The organism is Streptomyces sp. RK62, from assembly GCF_018070255.1.
Lineage (GTDB): Bacteria > Actinomycetota > Actinomycetes > Streptomycetales > Streptomycetaceae > Streptomyces > Streptomyces nigra.
Window position 1 is genome coordinate 230896 of sequence record NZ_JAGPYD010000003.1, and the last position, 20216, is coordinate 251111.

The following is a 20216-nucleotide window of genomic DNA, read 5'->3' on the forward strand; positions in this document are numbered from 1 at the left end:
CCGGACGCACCACCGCATCGGGTATTGCCAAATCCCTTACGGGGCGTCGCGGGCTGTGCGACAGTCGTAACGGTCCCTCCGTCGTTCCTGGTCGTACCGTCCCCTCATCGGAGAGCGTCATGCCGCCCCATGTCTCTGCGGACCGCACCGCCGCACAGCCCCCCGGACCCGGTCCGGTCGACGCGCTGATCTCTCAGACGCGACGGCTCAAGGGCGAGGTGGACGCCGTGCGGAGGGACACCCCGAGCGACGCCTCCGGCCCCCGCGAGCGCTGGCAGCGCGCCCTGTGCGACCTCGCCCTGCACCAACTCGACGACCTCGACGCCCATCTGGCCCAGCTGCGCGACGGCCCCGCCCCCGCTCCGGCGGCCCGCACCGACGCCCTGCTCAGCCGGGTCGGCAGCGCCGAGTGGAACCTCCTCACCGACGAGGCCAGTTGGTCCGGCGAGCTGTACCAGATCCTCGGACGGGACCCGGCAGCGCCACCGCTGACGCTCGACGAACTGCCGTCCCTGGTGCACGACGAGGACCGGCGCCGGCTCACCACGATGGTCACGGCCTGCCTGATCGACGCACAGCCGATCGACGGGGAGTTCCGGATCGTCCGGCCCGACGGCGAGCTGCGGACCGTGCACATGATGGGCGAGCCCGTGCTCGACCCCGACGGCGGCGCCGCCTCGATGTGGGCCGTGCTCCGGGACGTCAGCGAGGTGCGCCGCCGGCGGCGCGCGGTCAGCGACACCCGGGACGCGGTGCCGGCCGAGCGGCGACTCATGGCCGAGGTGCGCGAGGCCGTGCTCCCGCCGTGGCGGACCGCCCCACGGCCGGCCCGGCAGGCCCCCGGCACCCTGGACATCGCGGCCCACCGGCTGTCGTCCCCGACGAGTGCCCCGATCGGCGTCGACTGGTACGACTCCCTCGAACTGACCGACGGGGCCACGCTGTTGACCGTCGGCGATCTCACCGGGCACGACGTCGCCGCGGCCACCGGCACGGCCACCCTGCTGGGCGCCGTACGCGGTATGGCCATGGCCGGCACCCGACCGGGACAGCTGCTCTCCTGGCTGGGACACCTTCTGGACACCGGAGACCTACCGGTCCTCGGCAGCGCGGTGTGCTGCCGCTACCGGCCGGACACCCGCACCCTCACCTGGGCGAGGGCCGGACACCCCGCCCCGCTGCTGTTCCGCGGCGGGACGGGACGCAGGCTGGACTCACCCTGCGGCCCCCTGCTGGGGGCGACCCCGGGCGCCGTGTACGGCGAGGCCGAGGAGACCCTCCAGGAGGGCGACCTGATCGTGCTGCACACCGACGGACCGGTGGCGGGGCACGACGGCATGGACTCCTCGCGCCGGCTCCTCGACCTGGCCTCCCGCTTCGTCGAGGCAGGCACCGCACAGGACTGCGTACGGCTGGTCGCCGAGGAGTTCGGTGAAAGGGAGCACGAGGGCGACACCTGCGTGCTCATGGCCAGGGTGACGTCCTAACGGATCGCGCGGACGCTTTTCCTGTTACGCCTGGCCCGTGCCGCCTTGGGGCTTCCTCGCCTTGGGCAGCGCCAGCCGGATCTCCTCCCGCAGCTCATGGATCTTCGGGTAGCTGGAGTACTCGGCGGTGAGCCGGTACATCTGCCGGAGGCGGTCCCAGGTGCGGCCGGAGGAGTTGGAGCCCATCGACATCAGCGCCAGCCGCGCGTAGCGGTCGGCCTGTTCGGGGTCGTCCGCGATGAAGCAGGCGGACGCCATGGACAGATGGTCGAAGATCTTCGACCGCTCCCGGCCGTCGACGCGCAGGGCCAGGGCCTTCTCCGCGAAGTGCTGGGCGTGGGCGGCCGCCCCCGGCTCGAACTCGGCCAGGGTGCGGTACGCCAGGGCCTGCATCCCGTACAGATCCTCGTCCTTGAAGGTCTGCATCCAACTGGGCGGCGGTACGTCGCTCTTGTCGGAGACGAAGAGGTCCTCGGCCTGCCCCAGGGTGCGGCGCATGGCCTGGCCCTTGCCCATGGACGCCTGCGCCCAGGCCTCGATGGTGTGGAACATGGCCTTGGTGCGCGGCAGGACCTCGTCGCCCGAGCCGGACTGGGCGAGCTTCATCAGGTCGAGCGCGTCGTCGGGCCGGCCCAGGTGCACCATCTGGCGCGCGGCCCGGGAGAGGGCCTCCCCGGCACGGGGCCGGTCGCCGCCCTCACGGGCCGCGTGGGCGGCGATGACGAAGTACTTCTGGGCCGTGGGCTCCAGGCCGACGTCGTGCGACATCCAGCCCGCGAGCACGGCGAGGTTGGCGGCGACGCCCCACAGGCGCCGCTGGAGATGGTCGGGGTGTCGGTAGGCGAGCATGCCGCCCACCTCGTTCAACTGGCCCACCACAGCCTTGCGCTGGAGTCCGCCGCCACGGGCGGCGTCCCAGGCCCGGAACACCTCGACCGAGCGCTCCAGCTCCTCGATCTCCTGCGATCCGATGGGGGCGGCCTCGTAACGGTCGAACCCGGCGGGGTCGGCGTGCAAGGGGTCGTCGAACTGGGGGGCGTCGGCCCTGAGGGCCGGGTCGGTGCGCAGCCAGTCGTGCATGGCGCTGCTGAGTGCGGATCCCGCGGCGAGCGCGGCACCCGCGCCCACCAAGCCGCGTCGGTTGAGCATGAGGTCCATTCCCGTGAATTCGGTGAGGACCGCGGCGGTTCGCTCGGGCGCCCACGGCACACCGTCGGGATGCTCCACGCTCCCGGCGTCCTGCCGTCTCCCCGTACGCCCGTGCCGGACCAGACCGAGGTCCTCGATGGTCACGACACGGCCGAGACGCTCGGTGAACAGGGCCGCCAGCACCCGCGGCACCGGATCGCGCGGGATCTCTCCCATGTCGATCCACCGCCGCACCCGCGAGGTGTCGGTCGCCAGCTGGGGGTGGCCCATGGCCGCCGCCTGCCGGTTGACCAGTCTCGCGAGTTCGCCCTTGGACCAGCCGGCCAGGCCGAACAGATCCGAAAGACGGGTGTTGGGTTCTCCGCTCACGTCAAGCCCCCAGGTTCTCGGCTGAGTTGACAGTAGCCCCGTGAAAGGTGCCCCGGGACTATTCGCCAGGGTTCGCCAGGGTGCGCCAGATGGTGTGCCACCTGGCGACGGGTGTCAGGTAGGAAAGCGCCACCCCGACCCGGTCGCCGGGGGACATTCCCCAGGGTGTATCCGGCGGCCGGGTCGGGAGGGCGCATTGACGTCGCAGGCACACGAAGGGATCTGTTTCTCCCATGTACGCAGCATCGTCCTCCGTGTCCGCCCCGCCCCGGCCGCTGCGTGCCCGCCCGGCGGGTGGCGGTCCCTACCTCGACCCCGCGCGTCCGGGGCCCGCTCCCGTGCTCGGCGCGGGCCGGCCGCGGCGTCCCGCGGGGCTCGGCACCCAACCGCTCAGCGGGAGACTCGACTTGTCCGGTCCCCAGGGCGCCCAGCTGCGCGCGGCGATCGCGTCGGTGCACCGGATCTGTCCGGAGTTCGCGCCGGTGCAGGTGCTGCGCCGCAGCGGACGCTCCGTGCTCCTGGTCGGCACGACCGGGCGCAGTACGGCGGTCGCCAAGTGCTTACTCGACCAGTCCCCCGCATGGGCGGAGCGGATCCGGCACGAAATAGCGGCCTACCGCTCGTTCGTCCGGCATCGCCCCCCGGTGCGGGTGCCGAGACTGATCGCGGCGGATCCGGACAACGGCACCCTGGTCATCGAGCGGATGCCCGGCCGGGTGGCGGCACTCCAGCGGCATCCGGTGGAGGCGCCGCCGCGGGCGGACATCAGAGCGGCACTCGGCGCGATCTGCCGGCTGAACGCGTGGCGCCCGCCCGCGGGGACGTTCGACGCCCCGCTGGACTACGCGACGCGGATCTCCCGGTACCACGATCTGGGTCTGCTCACCGACCGGGACATGGGGGATCTGCAGAAGCTGCTGCACGGCATCGCGGCCTCCGCGGGCCGGCAGGGCATGGGCCAGTTCTGCCACGGCGACGCACTGCTCTCGAACATCCTGCTCTCACCGGCCGGTCCAGTGCTGGTGGACTGGGAGCACGCGGGCTGGTACCTGCCGGGGTACGACCTGGCGACGCTGTGGTCGGTGCTCGGGGACGCGCCGGTGGCCCGGCGGCAGATCAGCCAGATCGCCCAGTCGGCGGGCCCGGCCTCCCGGGACGCCTTCCTGGTGAACCTGATGCTGGTCCTCACCCGTGAGATCCGCACCTACGAGATGGCGGTGCAGCGTTCGATGCACGATCCGGCCCCGACGGCACCGGGAACGGCCCACCAGGGTGCCGCGCCGTCCGGCGAGGAACAGCGGCTGCTGCTGAGGCGGCTGCACGACGACTGCCAGTTGGCCCGCCGGGCCGTACGCGCGGCGGTCGGCACTCGCTGACGGGGACCGAGGCCCGCGGCGCGCCCCGAAGATCGGGGGCGTGTCGCGGGCCTTCGTGCGTCCGGTCATTGGGTTAGGCCACTGACGCCGCGCAGGCCCGGCGCCCGCCCCCGCGAAACTCCCGGGAACACCCGGTTGACATGGGTATTCGCCCAGCCCTTGGCATGATTGACGGATCGTCGGACAGCGGGTACCACTGACCTCGCCCGGCCCGCACGGCTCAGCGCGCACGACCGTCCCAGGAGGCTGCTTTGCGAGGATCCGTCACCGCCGTCGCCGCCGCGGCCCTGTTGGTGCCCCTCATCGGGGCGGCCCCGTCCGGCACCCACGCCGACTCCGGCGACCGGCTCCAGTCGGCCTTCGCCGCGGCCGCCGCCGAGTATCACGTCCCGTCGAGCGTCCTGCTCGGCGTCGCCTACCTCCAGTCCCGCTGGGAGACGCACAGCGGCGCACCCAGCGTGTCCGGGGGCTACGGCCCGATGCATCTCACCGACGCCCGCGCGGCGCTCGCGGACACGGCCCCGCACCACAGCGAGGGCAGCGAGGACCCGCGCGGCGACAGCGCCCGCCCTGCGCCACCCCCGGTGGCCAAGGCACTGAAGACCTCCGAGATCCCGGCCCGGCTGAGGACACTGCCGAAGGCGGCGGAGCTGACGGGGCTGAGCGCTGAACGGCTGCGCAGTGACCCGGCGGCCAATGTGGCGGGCGGCGCCGCGCTGCTCGCGGCCGCGCAACGGGAGCTGGGTGAGCCGCTGAGCTCCGACCCGGCCGACTGGTACGGCGCGGTGGCCCGGTTCTCCGGCGCCGACGACTCGGCGACGGCCGCGGCGTACGCGGACGACGTCTTCGAGGTGCTGCGCACCGGGCAGGAGCGCCGCACCGACGAGGGGCAGCGCGTGGCGCTGGCCGCGCGGCCCGGTCTCGTCCCCGACACCGCGCAGCTGAAGGGGGCGGGGCTGCGCCGGGCGAAGGCGGCGGAGACTGAGTGCCCGCCGACGGTGTCCTGCGAGTGGATCCCGGCGCCCTACGAGGAGTTCGGGGACGGCGACTACGGCAACCACGACCTGGGGAACCGTCCGAAGGACCAGAAGATCGAGTACATCGTCGTCCATGACACCGAGGGCGCCTGGGAGGGCGTCCTGAACATGGTGCAGGACCCGACCTATGTGTCCTGGCAGTACACCCTGCGGTCCACGGACGGGCACATCGCCCAGCATCTGAAGGCCGAGGACGTGGCCTGGCACGCGGGGAACTGGTACGTCAACGCCAAGTCGATCGGCCTGGAGCACGAGGGTTTCCTGACCCGGCCGGACTCCTGGTACACGGAGGCGATGTACCGCTCCTCGGCGCGGCTGGTGGCCTATCTCGCGAAGAAGCACGGCATCCCGCTGGACCGGCAGCACATCCTCGGGCACGACACGGTGCCGGGGCCGACGACGTCGACGATCGGCGGGATGCACACCGACCCCGGCCCGTACTGGGACTGGCGGCACTACTTCGAGCTGCTCGGCCGGCCGCTGGTGCCGACCGCCGATGCGAAGGGCGGCCTGGTGACGATCCGCCCCGACTACGCCTCGAACCGGCCGGAGTTCACGGGCTGCACGACGGCGGGCGAGCCGTGCGCGGCCCACGGTTCCAGCGCGGTACGGCTGTACTCGGGGCCCGGTGAGTCGTACCCCCTGATCAAGGACATCGGTCTGGGGTCGGACCCGACCAAGGGTGTGAACGATCTGTCGTCGCGGGTGTCGACCGGGCAGCAGTTCGCGGTCGCCGGCCGGGACGGCGACTGGACGGCGATCTGGTACCTCGGGCAGAAGGCGTGGTTCAGGAACCCGGCCAAGACGCCGACGGCCGTCCACGCGGCCGGTGACGTGATCACGCCCAAGGCCGGCGCGGAGAGCGTGCCGGTGTACGGCCGCGCCTACCCCGAGGCGTCCGCGTATCCGGCGGACGTGCCCGCGCAGGCGGTGTCGCCGCTGCCGTACACGCTGCCGGCCGGGCAGCGGTATGTGGTGGGCGGCAAGGTGCCCGGCGAGTACTACTACGCGGTGACCTTCGACGAGGCCTCGCACCGGGTGGTGCGGGGCAAGGACCTCTACTACGAGATCCAGTACGGGCACCGGGTGGCGTTCGTGCGGGCCGCCGATGTGAAGGTGGTGCGCTCGGGCGGCTGACGGGCCGCCCCCGCCGGGCTCAGCCCTGCTGGAAGAGCTCGGCGGGCAGCGGCTTCAGCAGCGCGTAGAGGTCGTCGGTGATCGGGCGGTCCCAGGCGGCGATGGTCACCAGGACGTTGTCGCTGCGGTCGAACTGCACGCAGGAGATACGGCTCTCGGAGAGCTTGAGCCGGCGCACGATCAGCAGGTTGTCGCCCTGCATGACGGGTACGTCCTCGCTGCCGACGACGGTGACGTCCTCCTCGTTCTCCAGGGCCAGCAGCAGCTGCGCCACCTCGAACGGGATCTCGCCCTCGTCGGTCTCGCGGGCCGGGGAGCCCTCGGGCAGATTGCCGATGATCATGGCGGGGCCGCGGCCGCCGAAGAGGTCGTAGCGCAGGAAGACGCCCTGGCAGCTGCCGTCGGGGGCGGGCAGCAGCCCGGCGCCGAGGTTGCCGGGCCAGTCGCCCGGGTCCATGGCCAGTACGTCGAAGTCGGGCCCGGCGGGCGTGGCGCTGCGGCGGCGGAGGAACGACATGTCGCCATGGTACGTGGCCGGGCCTGTTCCACGTCGTGCGGGCGGGGCGTGCGGGAGGCCGGTCGCCCGGTGTCCGGCACGCCCGGGAAGGGGTGTGTCAGTCCTCCGCCGGTGCGGGCGGGACCACCGCCACGGGGCTCGCGGCGTGCAGCAGGACCGCCTGGGTGACCGAGCCCATCATGCGGGCCGGGGCCAGCAGGCGGCGGCGGTGCCGGCCGACGACGACGAGGGCGGCGTCCTGGCTGGCGGCGACGAGCGCGCCGGCCGCGTCGCCGGGGGCCGCGGTCGCCTCGGCGCGCACCTCGGGGTGGCGGGCGCGGTGCGGGGCGAGGAAGCCCTCGGCGAGGCTGCGGGTCTCGGCCTCGACGGCGTCCTGGTCCTCGGCCGGCTGCACGATCTGGGCGGTCGCCGTCGTCCACAGGTGCAGCGGCCAGGTGTAGGCGGCGACGGCCTGGAGCCGGGCGCCGCGCCGGGCGGCCTCGGCGAAGGCGAAGGACAGCGTGGCCTCGTCGGGGCTGTCGACCTGGAGTCCGACGACGACGCGGGGGCCCGGCTCGACGGGCGGGCCTTCGTGGACCCGGCGTCCCGGCTTGGGCACGACGACGACCGGGCATTCGGCGTCGCGGGCGGCGGCCAGGCCGGTGGAGCCGAGCAGAAGGCTGGCGAAGCCGCCGCGGCCCCGGGAGCCGAGCACCAGGAGCTGGGCGGTCGAGCCGAGCGCGGACAGCGTCCCGACGGCGCCTTCCAGAGCGTGGTACGCGATCGTCGGCTTCTCTTCGCGGCCCGCCAGGTAGCGGCGCGCGAGGTTCAGGACCGTGTCGTCCTCCGGCTCGGGGCGGCCGACGGGCAGGGAGTCGGGCCGGGCCCACGCGGGGTACTGCTGGACGTGGACCACGCTCAGCTGCGCGTCGCGTGTGATCGCGGCCTCGAACGCCCAGTCGAGGGCGACCAGGCTGTCGTCCGAACCGTCGACCGCCGCGATGACCGGCAGGGTGCTCATGGGATCCTCACCTCCGGAGTACGACCTTCGCGCCCCGGGGCCAGCCTGACGCAGGCGCCGGCCCGGGCACGGTTGTCCAGGTCGCGTGTCCGGAAAAACGGCCCCGACACCCCCGGAACGGCTCCGGACCAGGTGCTAGGTGAGGTCGAACTCGCCTTCCCTGGCGCCGGACACGAAGGCGCCCCACTCGGCCGGGGTGAAGATCAGGGAGGGGCTCTCCGGCCGGTCGCCGTTGCGCATGGCGATGAAGCCTTCGACGAAGGCGATCTGGACATCCCCCAGGCCACGGCTGCTCGAGTGCCAGTCGGCGTTGCTGAGGTCCAGCTCCGGCTTGTCCCAGCCCGCGAGCGGCGACTGCTGCTGGATGGTGCTCTCGGCCACGTCCGTGCTCCTCCCGGTTCGTCGTCCGCGGCCAGCCTAGCGACCGGTTCCTGGTGCCAACAGGGCACGTGAGGGGGACCTTTGTGCGGGCGGTCGGCAGCGGCGTCCGGGGGTGCCGCTCAGGCGTCGGGCGGGGCGGAGCCCACGAGCCACATCGCGAAGAACTGCGAGCCCCCGCCGTAGGCGTGCCCGAGCACCCGGCGGGCGCCGTCCACCTGGTGTTCCCCGGCCTGTCCGCGGACCTGGAGGGCCGCCTCGGCGAAGCGGATCATGCCGGAGGCGCCGATCGGGTTGGTGGACAGGACGCCGCCGGACATGTTGACGGGCAGATCGCCGTCGAGTTCGGTGACCCCGGCCTCGGTGAGCTTCCAGCCCTCGCCCTCGGCGGCGAAGCCGAGGTTCTCCAGCCACATGGGCTCGTACCAGGAGAACGGCACGTACATCTCGGCGGCGTCGATGTCCCGGCGCGGGTCGGTGACGCCGGACTGCCGGTAGACGTCGGCGGCGCAGTCGCGGCCGGCGCGGGGTGAGACGAAGTCCTTCCCGGCGAACAGGGTGGGTTCGCTGCGCATGGCGCCGCCGTGCAGCCAGGCGGCGGGCCGGGGTGAGCGGGTGGCGCCGGCCCGGTCGGTGAGGACCATGGCGCAGGCGCCGTCGGAGGAGGGGCAGGTCTCCGAGTAGCGGATTGGGTCCCACAGCATCGGCGACGCCTGGACCTTCTCCAGGGTGATGTCGTGCTCGTGGAGGTGGGCGTAGGGGTTCCTCAGCGCGTTGCGGCGGTCCTTGTAGGCGACGAGCGCGCCGATGTGGTCGGGGGCGCCGCTGCGCCGCATGTAGGCGCGCACATGGGGGGCGAAGAAGCCGCCGGCGCCGGCCAGCAGGGGCTGCTGGAAGGGGATCGGCAGGGACAGTCCCCACATGGCGTTGGACTCGGACTGCTTCTCGAAGGCGACGGTGAGTACGGTGCGGTGGACGCGGGCGGCCACCTGGGTGGCGGCGACGAGGGCGGTGGACCCGCCGACGGACCCGGCGGTGTGCACCCGGAGCATGGGTTTGCCGACCGCGCCGAGCGCGTCGGCGAGGTACAGCTCGGGCATCATCACGCCCTCGAAGAAGTCGGGTGCCTTGCCGATGACCACGGCGTCGACGTCCGCCCAGGTCAACTCGGCGTCGTCGAGGGCGCGTCGGGCGGCCTCCCGGACGAGCCCGGCGATCGAGACGTCCCGGCGGGCCGCCACGTGCCGGGTCTGGCCGATGCCGACGACGGCCACGGGTTCCTTGCTCATCGCGGATCCCCTTCGAGTACGGCGACCAGGTTCTGCTGCAGGCAGGGGCCGGAGGTGGCGTGCGCGAGCGCCCGGTCGGACGCGCCGCGGTGGATGCGGGCGGCGGCCTCGCCGATGCGGATGAGCCCGGCGGCCATGACGGGGTGGGCGGCGAGGGCGCCGCCGGAGGGGTTGACGCGGACGCCGTCGCCGAGCCGCAGCGCCTTGCGCAGGACGATCTCCTGCGAGGTGAAGGGCGCGTGCAGTTCGGCGGTGTCGACGGGGCGTTCGAAGGCGCCCGCGTGTTCGGCGGCGAGCCGGGTGGAGGGCGAGTCGGTGAGGTCCCGGACGCCGAGGCCGTGCGCCTCGACGCGGTGGTCGATGCCGCGGATCCAGGCGGGGCGTTCGGTCAGGGCGCGGGCCCGCTCCCCCGCCGCGAGGATGACGGCGGCGGCCCCGTCGCCGACGGGCGGGCAGTCGCCGCGCCGCAGCGGCCGTACGACGTGGTCGCCCTGCGGGACCGGGCCGCGGAGCTGGGCGTGCGGGTTGGCGGCGGCGTTCTCCCGGTTGCGGGCGGCGACGGCGGCGAGCGCGGGTTCGTCGGTGTCGCCCGCGTCGATCAGGGCCTGTGCCTGGAGGGCGGCCAGGGCGATGGAGTCGGGCCAGAGCGGGGCGACGTAGTAGGGGTCGAGCTGGCGGGTGAGGACGTCCCGCAGGGAGCCGGGCGAGGACTTGCCGTAGGCGTAGACGAGGGCGGTGTCGGCGTCGCCCGTCCGCAGCTTGGTCCACGCCTCGTACAGGGCCCAGGCGCCGTCCATCTCGACGTGGGACTCGGAGATCGGGGGCCAGGCGCCGACGCCGTCGAGGGCGAGGGTGAAGGAGAAGGCGCGGCCGGCCAGGTAGTCGCTGGAGCCGGAGCAGACGAAGTCGAGGTCGGCGGTGCGCAGTCCGGTCCGGGCGAGCACGTCGTGCAGGACGGGCATGAGCAGTTCGACCTCGGACAGCTCCTCGCTGGTGCGCCGGTGGTCGGTCTGGGCGAAGGCGACGACGGCGATCTCGCGGTTCACAGCAGCTCCCGGTAGGTGTCGTAGTCCGCGTCGGGTTCGCCCGTGGGCCGGTAGTGGTCGGGGTGGCGGGCGCCCTCGGTCCACACGGGTTCGACGCGCAGCCCCATGCGCACCCGGTCGTAGGGGATGCCGCCGATCCGGCCGTGCAGGGCGAGGTCGGCGCCGTCCAGGGCGATGTGGGCGTAGACGTACGGCACTTCGATGTCGAGGCCCCGTGCCTTGATGTTGACGATGCAGAACGTGGTGACGGTGCCGCGGGGGCCGACCTCGACCCGCTCGGAGGTGGCGACCCCGCAGGTGGGGCAGGCGCCGCGGGGCGGGACGTACACCTTGCGGCAGGAGGGGCAGCGCTCTCCCACGATGCGCCGCTCGGCGAGGGCGTCGAGGTGGGCGGTCTGGGCGCGGCCGGGTGTGTAGGTGTAGTTGAGGCGGGCGGGGGCGACGATCCCGGTCACCGGGTCCGCGAAGTCGCCGCGGTGACCGCCGGGTTGGGCGGGTTCACCGTCGTACGGCTCGAAGCAGGCGATGTCGGTGATGGCTCCGGAGCGTTCGGCGGCCCAGCGGACGCGGACCCGCATGCCGGTGCGTACGGCGTCCGGGCCGGGGGCGTCGAGGGCGTGCAGAAGGGCGGTGTCGGCGCCGTCGAGGCGTACGAGGACCCAGGCGAAGGGGGTGTCCAGGGGCTGGCCGCGGCGGGGGGCGTGGTTCCAGGCCCAGGTGGTGACCGTGCCGGTGGGGGCGACCTCGACGAGGTCGCGGATCTCCTCGGCGGTGACGGGGTCGTACTCGACGGGTGGGACGAGGGTGCGGCCGTCGGTGGTGCGCACGCCGAGGACGACGCGTTCGCGCAGGCCGGTGAGGAAGGCGCTCTGCACGGGTCCGAGGGACCGGGTGAAGGGGAACTCGACGACCAGGGGGGCTTTCAGGACGTCCGGCACGGTGGCTCCCTCGCTAGGCGCGTTTGTAGACGGGTGGCCGTTTCTCGGCGAAGGCGCGGGCGCCTTCCTTCGCGTCGGCGGTGTCGAAGACGGGCCAGCCGCGCGTGAGTTCGGCGGCGAGGCCGTCGGTCTCGGTCATCTCGGCTGTCTCGTACACGGACGCCTTCACGGCCTCGACGGCGAGCGGTGCGCAGGCGTTGACGCGTTCGGCGATCTCCAACGCCTTGTCTAGGGCGGTGCCGTCGGGCACGACGTGTCCGATCAGGCCGATGGCGGCGGCCTCGCGGGCGTTGTAGGGCCGTCCGGTGAGCAGCATCTCCAGGGCGTGGGTGCGGGGGATCTGGCGGGGCAGGCGCACGGTGGAGCCGCCGATCGGGAAGAGGCCGCGGCGGACCTCGAAGAGCCCGAAGACGGCCGACTCGCCGGCCACCCGGATGTCCGTGCCCTGGAGGATCTCGGTGCCGCCGGCGACGCAGTACCCCTCGACGGCGGCGATCACCGGTTTGCGCGGCCGGTGGTGGCGCAGCATGGCCTTCCAGTGCAGGTCGGGGTCGGCCTCGAGCCGGTCGCGGTACCCCTCCCCCGCCATGCCGTCGCCGGCGAGGGCCTTGAGGTCCATGCCGGCGCAGAAGGCGCCGCCCGCGCCGGTGAGCACGATCGAGCGGATCGTGTCGTCGGCGTCGGCCTCGGCCCAGCCGTCGTGGAGTCCGACCAGCATCGGCAGCGAGAGGGCGTTCCTCGCCTCGGGCCGGTCGAGCGTGAGCACCAGCGTGGCGCCCTCGCGCCGCACGGTGAGGTGTTCGGTCCCGCCCATGAGCCGTCTCCCGTCTGCCGAGAACGAGAACAGGTTGCAGGAGGCGACGGAGCAGTTCAAGGGTTTTCTGACAGACAGTCAGATTCTTTTGCGCGGAGGGTTCCCAGTCGCGCCGCCCTTTGCTCTGATGACCGGCGAACCGTCACATGGCCAGACCCCGCCGAGGTCAGGAGGAACGGTGGAGTACAACCTTGCCGACCTGTTCGAGTCGGTCGTCGACGCGGTTCCCGGCCGTGAGGCGCTCGTGCACCTCGACCACCCCGGCTCGGGCGCGGAACGCCGCCTGACCTACGCCCAGTTGGACGCGGCCGCCAACCGGATCGGCCATCACCTGATCGACAGCGGCATCCGGCCGGGCGAGCATCTGGGACTCCACCTCTACAACGGCGTCGAGTACCTGCAGACGGTGCTGGGCTGTCTCAAGGCCCGGGTCGTCCCTGTCAACGTCAACTACCGCTATGTGGAGGAGGAGCTGGTCTATCTGTACCGGGACGCCGACCTGGCGGCCCTGGTCTTCGACGCCGAGTTCACCGGGCGGGTCGCGGCGGCGCTGCCCGGCGTCGACGGGCTGCGGCATCTGGTGCGGGTCGGCCGGGTCGATCCGGGCACCACCGGGGCGCCGGTCGTGCCGGCGGTGCCGTTCCGGGCCGCTGAGGCCGCCGGGTCGCCGGAGCGCGGGTTCCCGGCCCGGTCGGGCGACGACCAGTTCATCATCTACACGGGCGGCACCACCGGGATGCCCAAGGGCGTGATGTGGCGGCAGGAGGACCTGTTCTTCGCCGGGCTAGGCGGCGGCGCGCCGACCGGTGAGCCGGTGAGCAGGCCCGAGGAGCTGGCCGAGCGGGTGGCCGCCGGCGGCGACGGCATCACGTTCTTCCCGACGGCCCCGCTGATGCACGGCACGTCCACGCTCACGGCGTTCATCGGCTTCGGCTTCGGGCAGCGGGTGGTGATCCACCGCAGGTTCGTGCCGGAGGAGGTGCTGCGCACCATCGAGCGGGAGCGGGTCACCAGCGTGTCCCTGGTCGGCGACGCGATGCTGCGGCCCCTGGTCGACGCGCTGAACGGGCCGCTGAAGGGCACGGACTGCTCGTCCCTGTTCAGTGTGTCGTCCTCCGGTGCGATCATGTCCGACACCGTGCGCCGGCAGTTCCAGGAACTGGTCCCCAACGCGCTGCTGCTGAACAACTTCGGGTCCTCCGAGTCCGGCTTCAACGGGACGGCGACGCCGGACTCCGGTCCCGAGCGCGGCTTTCGCATCCAGGTCAACTCCTGGACCCGGGTGGTCGACCCGGTGACCCGCGAACCGGTGGGCGCCGGGGAGGTGGGCCGGGTCGCGCAGTGCGGCCATGTACCGCTCGGCTACTACAACGACCCGGTGAAATCGGCCGAGACGTTCTTCGAGAAGGACGGCGAACGCTGGGTGCTGCTGGGCGACATGGCCACCGTCGACGAGGAGGGCGTCGTCACCGTGCTGGGCCGGGGCTCGCAGTGCATCAACACCGGTGGCGAGAAGGTGTATCCGGAAGAGGTCGAGCAGGCGCTCAAGTCGCACCCCGACGTGTACGACGCCCTGGTGGCCGGGGTGCCGGACCCGCGCTGGGGCCATCACGTCGCGGCGGTGGTCCAGTTGCGGACGGGCGCGGCGGCGCCGACGCTGGCGGACATCCAGACGCACTGCCGCTCCCATCTCGCGGGGTACAAGATCCCACGGCAGCTCGTCGTCACGGAGTCGATCCGGCGCTCGCCGAGCGGCAAGGCGGACTACCGGTGGGCCCGGGACGTGGCGGCGTCCGCCGACCTGCGGGGACGGGGGCGGGCGTAGTCTTTGCCCGCGGTTGACCTGCGCGCCTGAACGATGGATGACGGCGGGCCGTACGCCATGGGAGGCGGCCCCGGCCCACGGGCCCGGTCCGCCGTACCAGCAGGGAAACCGCACGGAAGGACGTACGGGTGTCGCACCTCACGCCCCCTCGCCAGCTGCCGGACACGGACGCCGACGACGACGGGAGCCCGGACCCCGACGTGCCGGCGGCGGACGAAGCGGAACAGGACCCGGAGCCCGGAGCCCGGGAACCCGCCGCCCATGACACGCGCGGCGGCTGGTTCGGCTGGCGCCGGCGTTTCCCGCGTACCGCGCGGGGGGTGTGGGTGGGTACGACCGTGCTGGCCGCAGTGCTGGTGTTCGTCGTACTGCTCGTGCCCAACCGGCTCGACCAGCTCACCGTCCAGTCGTTCCTCCGCCTCCCGGTCGAGGCCATCGTCCTCGCGGCCGTCCTGCCCGTCCTGCCGTCGCGGGCCCGGCGGATCACGGCCGCCGTCCTGGGCGTCTTCGTCGGTCTCACGGCGGTCCTGAAGTGCCTCGACATGGGTTTCCGGGAGACCCTGGCCCGGCCGTTCGACCTGGTCTTCGACTGGGTGCTGCTCGCCGACGCCGCGGACTTCCTGAAGGACTCGCTCGGCCGCACGGGCGAGGTGCTCGCGGTGATCGGGGTCATCCTCGCGACCGTGGCCCTACTCGTGCTCAGCGCGCTCGCGATGACCCGGCTGGCGAACGTGCTGGCCCGCCACCGCCCGCTGGCCCTGCGCACCACCCTGGTCCTCGGCGTCGTGTGGATCCTCTGCTTCACCCTGGGAGTGCAGTCCGGCGGCGGCCTCACACTGGCCACCAAGGGCTACACCCAGTACCTGTCGAACCGAGTGCAGTACGTCCGCGACGGCCTCGGGGACGCCGAGGTGTTCGAGAAGCAGCTCGCCGTCGACGCCTACGCCAAGACCCCGTCCGACCAGCTGCTGACCGGACTGCGCGGCAAGGACGTCATGTTCACCTTCATCGAGAGCTACGGCCGGGTCGCCATCGACGACCCGAAGATGGGCCCGAAGATCGACGCGACGCTCAGGGAGGGCGACGCCCGGCTGAAGGCCGCGGGCTTCTCCGCGCGCAGCGGCTGGCTCAAGTCGCCGGTGACGGGCGCCGGGAGCTGGCTCGCCCACTCCACGTTCCTGTCGGGGCTGTGGGTGAAGAACCAGCAGCGCTACCGGACCCTGACCACCAGCGACCGCCCCACCCTCACCAGCTACTTCCAGAAGACCGGCGCCTGGCGGACCGTCGGCATCGTCCCCGGCGTCCGCAAGGCCTGGCCCGAGGGCGACTACTTCGGACTCGACCACATCTACGACTCCGAGCACCTCGGGTACCAGGGCCCCTACTTCAGCTGGTCGCCGGTGCCGGACCAGTTCAGCCTGGAGGCGTTCCAGCGCCTGGAGCACGGCAAGAAGGACCGCGACCCGATCATGGCGGAGATCATCCTCGCCTCCAGCCACAACCCGTGGTCGCCGATCCCCCGCATGCTCGACTGGGACGAGCTCGGTGACGGCTCGGTGTTCGACGGGATCGAGAAGGAGGGCACCGACCCCACCCAGGTCTGGAAGAAGCCCGAGCGGGTGCGCACCGAGTACCGGCGTGCCATCGAGTACTCGGTGCAGAGCCTCACCGAGTGGGTCGAGCGCTACGGCACCGACGACACGGTGCTCGTCTTCCTCGGCGACCACCAGCCCGTCCCGACGGTCACGGGCGGGGACACCAACAAGGATGTGCCGATCACCATCGTCGCCCGGGACCCGAAGGTCCTGGAGCGGATCGAGGGGTGGAACTGGACGCCGGGCCTCAAGCCCGCCGACGACGCCCCGGAGTGGGGCATGGACCGCTTCAGGGACCGTTTCCTGGAGGCGTACGGTCCGAAAGGTCCGCAGGGCCCGAAGGGCCGGTGAGCGGACGGTCCAGGAAGGCCGTGATCCGCTGGACGAACCACTCGGGGTCGTCCAGCCACGGGTAGTGCCCGGCGCCGGGCTGGACGACCGTTTCGGCGTGCGGGAGGACGGCGGCGGACCGGCGGGCCAGGTCCGGGCACGGACCGCCGTCGACCTCGCCCGCGAGGACCAGGACCGGCGCGGTCAGCCGGGCCAGGGCCGCCCGGGTGGCCGCCGGGTCGAAGGCGCCCTCGGAGAAGTAGACGTCGGCCGCCTCGTCGTTGCACTCGGCGTCGGCGCGGGCGTCGTGCGCGCGGGCGGCGTCGTCCCAGCGGCCGTAGAAGAAGGGCACGATCGCGGGGTCGAAGTCGCCCTCCTCGCTCAGCCACCTCTCGAACAGCGGGAACGCCTCGGCGAACCAGGGCTCGCCCTCCCGCAGCCGGGCCGCCGCCCGGCGCTGCTCGGCCGTGGCCGGCATCCCCAGTACCCACGGCGTCACGGTGACCAGCGCCAGCCGGGCCACCCGCTCGGGGTGCCGGGCCGCGTACAGCAGGGCGAGGCTGCCGCCCGCGGAGTGGCCGAGCACATCCATGCGGGGCAGCCCCAGGTGCTCCCGTACCCGTTCGACGTCGTCCACGAGGCGGTCGCAGCGGTAGGTGGCGGGGTCGGCCGGGGTGCCGGACGCGCCGGTGCCGCGCAGGTCGAGCAGGACGAGGCGCCGGCGGTCGGACAGTCCGCCGAGGTCGCCCAGGTAGGCGGAGGCCCGCATCGGTCCGCCCGGCAGGACGAGGAGCGGTTCGCCCTCACCGCGCAGGTGGTAGGCGAGCTCGGTACCGTCGGCGGCGCGCAGGGTCGGCATGGGGTCGATCATGGTCGTGGCGCGCACCGGCCCGCAAGGTGATTCCGGGCGTCCCTCCCGTCGGCCCGTTCTCACATGGAGAAAAATCCGCTCGGCCCCCTTGCCTGATCACGCACCGCCTGAATTACTGATCCCGGAAGACCCAGACCGAATGATCGGTCGTCCGGATTGGCACGGTTGGCGGGAGATCTCCCTATGACGGAAGTGACGGACCTGCTGGACGCGGGGGAACGCCTCGACCTGGAGGGGCTGCGGGCGCTCCAGCTGGAACGGCTGCGGACCTCGCTGCGGCACGCGTACGACAACGTGCCGTTCTACCGGGAGTCCTTCGACAAGGCCGGGATCCGGCCCGAGGACTGCACCTCGCTGGCCGACCTCGCCCGGTTCCCGTTCACGACCAAGGCCGACCTGCGGGAGAACTACCCGTACGGGATGTTCGCGGTCCCCCAGGACCGTATCCGCCGTCTCCACGCCTCCAGCGGCACCACCGGGCGCCCCACGGTCGTCGGGTACACCGACGGCGATCTCTCCCTGTGGGCGGACATGGTGGCCCGGTCGATCCGGGCGGCGGGCGGGCGGCCCGGCGACAAGGTGCATGTGGCGTACGGCTACGGGCTGTTCACCGGCGGGCTCGGTGCACACTACGGGGCCGAGCGGCTCGGCTGCACGGTCATCCCCGCGTCCGGCGGTATGACCGCCCGCCAGGTGCAGCTGATCCAGGACCTCGAGCCCGAGATCATCATGGTGACCCCGTCGTACATGCTGACCCTGCTCGACGAGTTCGAGCGGCAGGGCGTCGATCCGCGCGGGACCTCGCTGCGGGTGGGCATCTTCGGGGCCGAGCCGTGGACCGAGCAGATGCGGCGCGAGATCGAGGAGCGCTTCGCGATCGACGCGGTCGACATATACGGGCTGTCCGAGGTCATCGGCCCGGGTGTGGCGCAAGAGTGCGTGGAGACCAAGGACGGCCTCCATGTGTGGGAGGACCACTTCTTCCCCGAGATCGTCGACCCGATCACCGGTGAGCCGCTGCCCGACGGCGAGGAGGGCGAGCTGGTCTTCACCTCGCTCACCAAGGAGGCCATGCCGATCATCCGCTACCGCACCCGGGATCTGACCCGGCTGCTGCCGGGCACGGCCCGGGTGTTCCGGCGGATGGAGAAGATCACCGGGCGCAGCGACGACATGGTCATCCTGCGGGGCGTCAATCTGTTCCCGACGCAGGTCGAGGAGATCGTGCTGCGCACGCCGGGCGTGGCGCCCCACTTCCAGCTGCGGCTGAGCCGGGAGGGCCGGATGGACGCGCTGACCGTGCGCGCCGAGGCCCGTCCGGACGCGTCGCCGGAGGTCCGGGACGCCGCCGCGCGGTCGATCGCGGCGGCGGTGAAGGACGGCATCGGGGTGTCGGTCACCGTGGAGATCGTCGAGCCGGAGTCACTGGAGCGCTCGGTCGGCAAGATCCGCCGGATCGTCGACCTGCGCCCGAAGGAATGACTAGGACTGCGCGAACCGGTCGCGCAGTTCGCGCTTGAGGATCTTGCCGCTGGCGTTGCGCGGGAGCCCGTCCACGAACACGACCCGCTTCGGGGCCTTGAAGTGGGCGAGCTTCTCGCGCGCGTGCTCGATCAGCTCCGCCTCGGTGACCTCGCCGCGCGGGACGACGACCGCGGTGACCGCCTCGATCCACCGGTCGTCCGGCAGTCCGATCACGGCGACCTCGGCGACGCCCTCATGGGTGTAGAGGGCGTCCTCGACCTGCCGTGAGGCGACCAGGACGCCCCCGGAGTTGATGACGTCCTTCACCCGGTCGACGATCGTGAAGTAGCCGTGCGCGTCGCGGACCGCGAGGTCGCCGGAGCGGAACCAGCCGTCCCGGAAGGCCGCGGCGGTCTCCTCGGGCTTGTCCCAGTAGCCCTCGCACAGCTGCGGGGAGCGGTACACGATCTCGCCGGGCGTGCCGTCGGGGACGTCCTCGCCGTCCTCGTCGACCACGCGCGCGTCCACGAACAGCACGGGCCTGCCGCAGGAGTCCATCCGGCCCTTGTGCTCGTCCGGGGCGAGGACGGTGGCGAGCGGGCCGATCTCGCTCTGCCCGAAGCAGTTGTAGAAGCCGAGCTTCGGGAGCCGTTCGCGCAGCCGCTCCAGGACGGGCACCGGCATGATCGAGGCGCCGTAGTACGCCTTGCGCAGCCCGCTCAGATCGCGGTCGGCGAAGTCGGGACGGCCCGCGAGGGCGATCCACACCGTGGGCGGGGCGAACAGGCTGTCCACCCGGCCGGCCTCGATCAGGTCCAGGAGCCGGTCGCCGTCGGGCGCGTCGAGGATGATGTTGGTGGCGCCGACGGCGAGGTAGGGCAGCAGGAACACGTGCATCTGCGCCGAGTGGTACAGCGGCAGGGAGTGCACGGGCCGGTCGCCCGCGCTGAGGTCGAGCGCGGTGATGGCGCTCAGATACTCGTGGACCAGCGCGCGGTGCGTCATCATCGCGCCTTTGGGCAGGGCCGTCGTCCCGGACGTGTAGAGGAGCTGGACCAGGTCCTCGGTGCGCGGCTCGGGACCGTCGTGGGGTTCCGCGTCGGTGAGCCGGGCGAGGAGGGAGTCGTCGGCGTCCCGCAGGGCCAGGGTGCTGGTGCCCTCGGGTAGTCGGCCGGCCAGGTCGGGGTCGGCGAGGACCAGCGCGCTGCCGGACTGCCGTACGAGATAGGCGAGGTCGTCTCCGATCAGGTTCTGGTTGACCGGGACGTGGACGAGGCCCGCGCGGGCGCAGGCGAGGAAGCCGATCAGATAGGCGTCCGAGTTGTGGCCGTAGGCGCCTACCCGGTCGCCGGGTTGGAGCCCCTGGCCGAGCAGGACGGTCGCCGCGCGCGAGACGGCGTCGTCGAGTTCGGCGTACGTCCATGAGCGGTCGCCGTACTCCACGGCGGTGCGTGCCGGAGTGCGGCGGGCGCTGCGCCGCAGCACCCCGTCAACCGTGCTGCCCTGTCCCTGCGTCATGACTCATGATCCTCGGTGCGCCGCCGGGGGCAGGTCAAGCATCCGGGGGGTCAACCGCACCGACCAGTAGGTACGC

General features: G+C 72.6%; 16 protein-coding genes. 6 read left to right on the plus strand and 10 right to left on the minus strand.

What is annotated here, in order from left to right; all coding sequences use genetic code 11:
* The first annotated feature begins 119 nt into the window (after positions 1-119).
* Entirely contained in the window at positions 120-1487 is a 1368-nt protein-coding gene (locus tag KBY32_RS07440) for a PP2C family protein-serine/threonine phosphatase (RefSeq protein WP_210979316.1), read from the plus strand.
* Positions 1488-1511: 24 nt separating this feature from the next.
* Here the strand turns inward: KBY32_RS07440 and KBY32_RS07445 are convergent, their stop codons facing one another.
* Complete coding sequence (locus KBY32_RS07445; RefSeq protein ID WP_210979317.1) at positions 1512-3005, minus strand: hypothetical protein; 1494 nt, start codon at positions 3003-3005, stop codon at positions 1512-1514.
* Positions 3006-3238: 233 nt separating this feature from the next.
* On the opposite strand from KBY32_RS07445, the gene KBY32_RS07450 reads away from it, so the two are divergent.
* Both KBY32_RS07450 and KBY32_RS07455 read left to right on the plus strand, forming a co-directional pair.
* Positions 3239-4381 (plus strand): aminoglycoside phosphotransferase family protein, encoded by a 1143-nt coding sequence (locus KBY32_RS07450; protein WP_079033439.1) that lies wholly within the window; start codon positions 3239-3241, stop codon positions 4379-4381.
* A 251-nt stretch (positions 4382-4632) separates the two neighbouring features.
* Positions 4633-6555: an N-acetylmuramoyl-L-alanine amidase gene (locus tag KBY32_RS07455; RefSeq protein WP_210979318.1), complete on the plus strand. Its 1923-nt coding sequence runs from the start codon at positions 4633-4635 to the stop codon at positions 6553-6555.
* A gap of 19 nt (positions 6556-6574) precedes the next feature.
* Here KBY32_RS07455 and KBY32_RS07460 read toward each other — a convergent pair whose 3' ends face one another.
* From KBY32_RS07460 to KBY32_RS07490, 7 genes are all read right to left on the minus strand, one after another.
* Positions 6575-7072, minus strand: coding sequence for a hypothetical protein (locus KBY32_RS07460; protein ID WP_055619707.1), 498 nt, complete (start codon positions 7070-7072; stop codon positions 6575-6577).
* 97 nt (positions 7073-7169) lie between these two features.
* Positions 7170-8072, minus strand: a complete 903-nt coding sequence (locus KBY32_RS07465; protein WP_210979319.1) for a universal stress protein — start codon at positions 8070-8072, stop codon at positions 7170-7172.
* A 135-nt stretch (positions 8073-8207) separates the two neighbouring features.
* Positions 8208-8453 (minus strand): DUF397 domain-containing protein, encoded by a 246-nt coding sequence (locus KBY32_RS07470; protein ID WP_062669662.1) that lies wholly within the window; start codon positions 8451-8453, stop codon positions 8208-8210.
* Between the two features lie 119 nt (positions 8454-8572).
* Entirely contained in the window at positions 8573-9739 is a 1167-nt protein-coding gene (locus KBY32_RS07475; protein WP_210979320.1) for a thiolase domain-containing protein, read from the minus strand.
* On the minus strand, positions 9736-10785 hold the full coding sequence (locus KBY32_RS07480; RefSeq protein ID WP_210979321.1) for a thiolase domain-containing protein: 1050 nt from the start codon (positions 10783-10785) through the stop codon (positions 9736-9738). The genes KBY32_RS07475 and KBY32_RS07480 overlap by 4 nt, the downstream gene beginning before the upstream one ends.
* Positions 10782-11723, minus strand: a complete 942-nt coding sequence (locus KBY32_RS07485; RefSeq protein ID WP_210979322.1) for a Zn-ribbon domain-containing OB-fold protein — start codon at positions 11721-11723, stop codon at positions 10782-10784. Before KBY32_RS07485 ends, KBY32_RS07480 begins: the two co-directional genes overlap by 4 nt.
* A gap of 13 nt (positions 11724-11736) precedes the next feature.
* Complete coding sequence (locus KBY32_RS07490) at positions 11737-12537, minus strand: crotonase/enoyl-CoA hydratase family protein (RefSeq protein WP_055619701.1); 801 nt, start codon at positions 12535-12537, stop codon at positions 11737-11739.
* 178 nt (positions 12538-12715) lie between these two features.
* Between KBY32_RS07490 and KBY32_RS07495 the strand changes: the two genes are divergently transcribed.
* Positions 12716-14362, plus strand: a complete 1647-nt coding sequence (locus tag KBY32_RS07495) for an acyl-CoA synthetase (protein ID WP_210979323.1) — start codon at positions 12716-12718, stop codon at positions 14360-14362.
* A 128-nt stretch (positions 14363-14490) separates the two neighbouring features.
* Positions 14491-16308 (plus strand): sulfatase, encoded by a 1818-nt coding sequence (locus KBY32_RS07500; RefSeq protein ID WP_210979324.1) that lies wholly within the window; start codon positions 14491-14493, stop codon positions 16306-16308.
* Here the strand turns inward: KBY32_RS07500 and KBY32_RS07505 are convergent.
* The gene (locus KBY32_RS07505) at positions 16247-17146 is read right to left on the minus strand and encodes an alpha/beta fold hydrolase (protein WP_210979518.1); all 900 of its coding nucleotides are present in this window, start codon (positions 17144-17146) and stop codon (positions 16247-16249) included. The two genes, KBY32_RS07500 and KBY32_RS07505, sit on opposite strands and share 62 nt — an antisense overlap.
* Positions 17147-17341: 195 nt before the next feature.
* Here KBY32_RS07505 and paaK point away from each other — a divergent pair, with 195 nt between their 5' ends.
* Positions 17342-18640 carry a phenylacetate--CoA ligase PaaK gene (paaK, locus tag KBY32_RS07510; protein ID WP_055619698.1) on the plus strand — a complete coding sequence of 433 codons (1299 nt, stop codon included), beginning with the start codon at positions 17342-17344 and terminating at the stop codon, positions 18638-18640.
* Here the strand turns inward: paaK and KBY32_RS07515 are convergent, their stop codons facing one another.
* A complete protein-coding gene (locus tag KBY32_RS07515; protein WP_210979325.1) occupies positions 18641-20140 on the minus strand; it encodes an acyl-CoA synthetase in 1500 nt (499 codons plus the stop codon).
* Between the last annotated feature and the right edge of the window lie 76 nt (positions 20141-20216).

Excerpts from the sequence above, each read along its gene's own strand:
- KBY32_RS07440 (WP_210979316.1), top strand. The coding sequence starts at position 120 with ATGCCGCCCCATGTCTCTGCGGACCGCACCGCCGCACAGCCCCCCGGA.
- KBY32_RS07450 (WP_079033439.1), top strand. The coding sequence starts at position 3,239 with ATGTACGCAGCATCGTCCTCCGTGTCCGCCCCGCCCCGGCCGCTGCGT.
- KBY32_RS07460 (WP_055619707.1), bottom strand. The coding sequence starts at position 7,072 with ATGTCGTTCCTCCGCCGCCGCAGCGCCACGCCCGCCGGGCCCGACTTC.
- KBY32_RS07465 (WP_210979319.1), bottom strand. The coding sequence starts at position 8,072 with ATGAGCACCCTGCCGGTCATCGCGGCGGTCGACGGTTCGGACGACAGC.
- KBY32_RS07475 (WP_210979320.1), bottom strand. The coding sequence starts at position 9,739 with ATGAGCAAGGAACCCGTGGCCGTCGTCGGCATCGGCCAGACCCGGCAC.
- KBY32_RS07490 (WP_055619701.1), bottom strand. The coding sequence starts at position 12,537 with ATGGGCGGGACCGAACACCTCACCGTGCGGCGCGAGGGCGCCACGCTG.
- KBY32_RS07505 (WP_210979518.1), bottom strand. The coding sequence starts at position 17,146 with ATGCCGACCCTGCGCGCCGCCGACGGTACCGAGCTCGCCTACCACCTG.
- paaK (WP_055619698.1), top strand. The coding sequence starts at position 17,342 with ATGACGGAAGTGACGGACCTGCTGGACGCGGGGGAACGCCTCGACCTG.
- KBY32_RS07515 (WP_210979325.1), bottom strand. The coding sequence starts at position 20,140 with ATGACGCAGGGACAGGGCAGCACGGTTGACGGGGTGCTGCGGCGCAGC.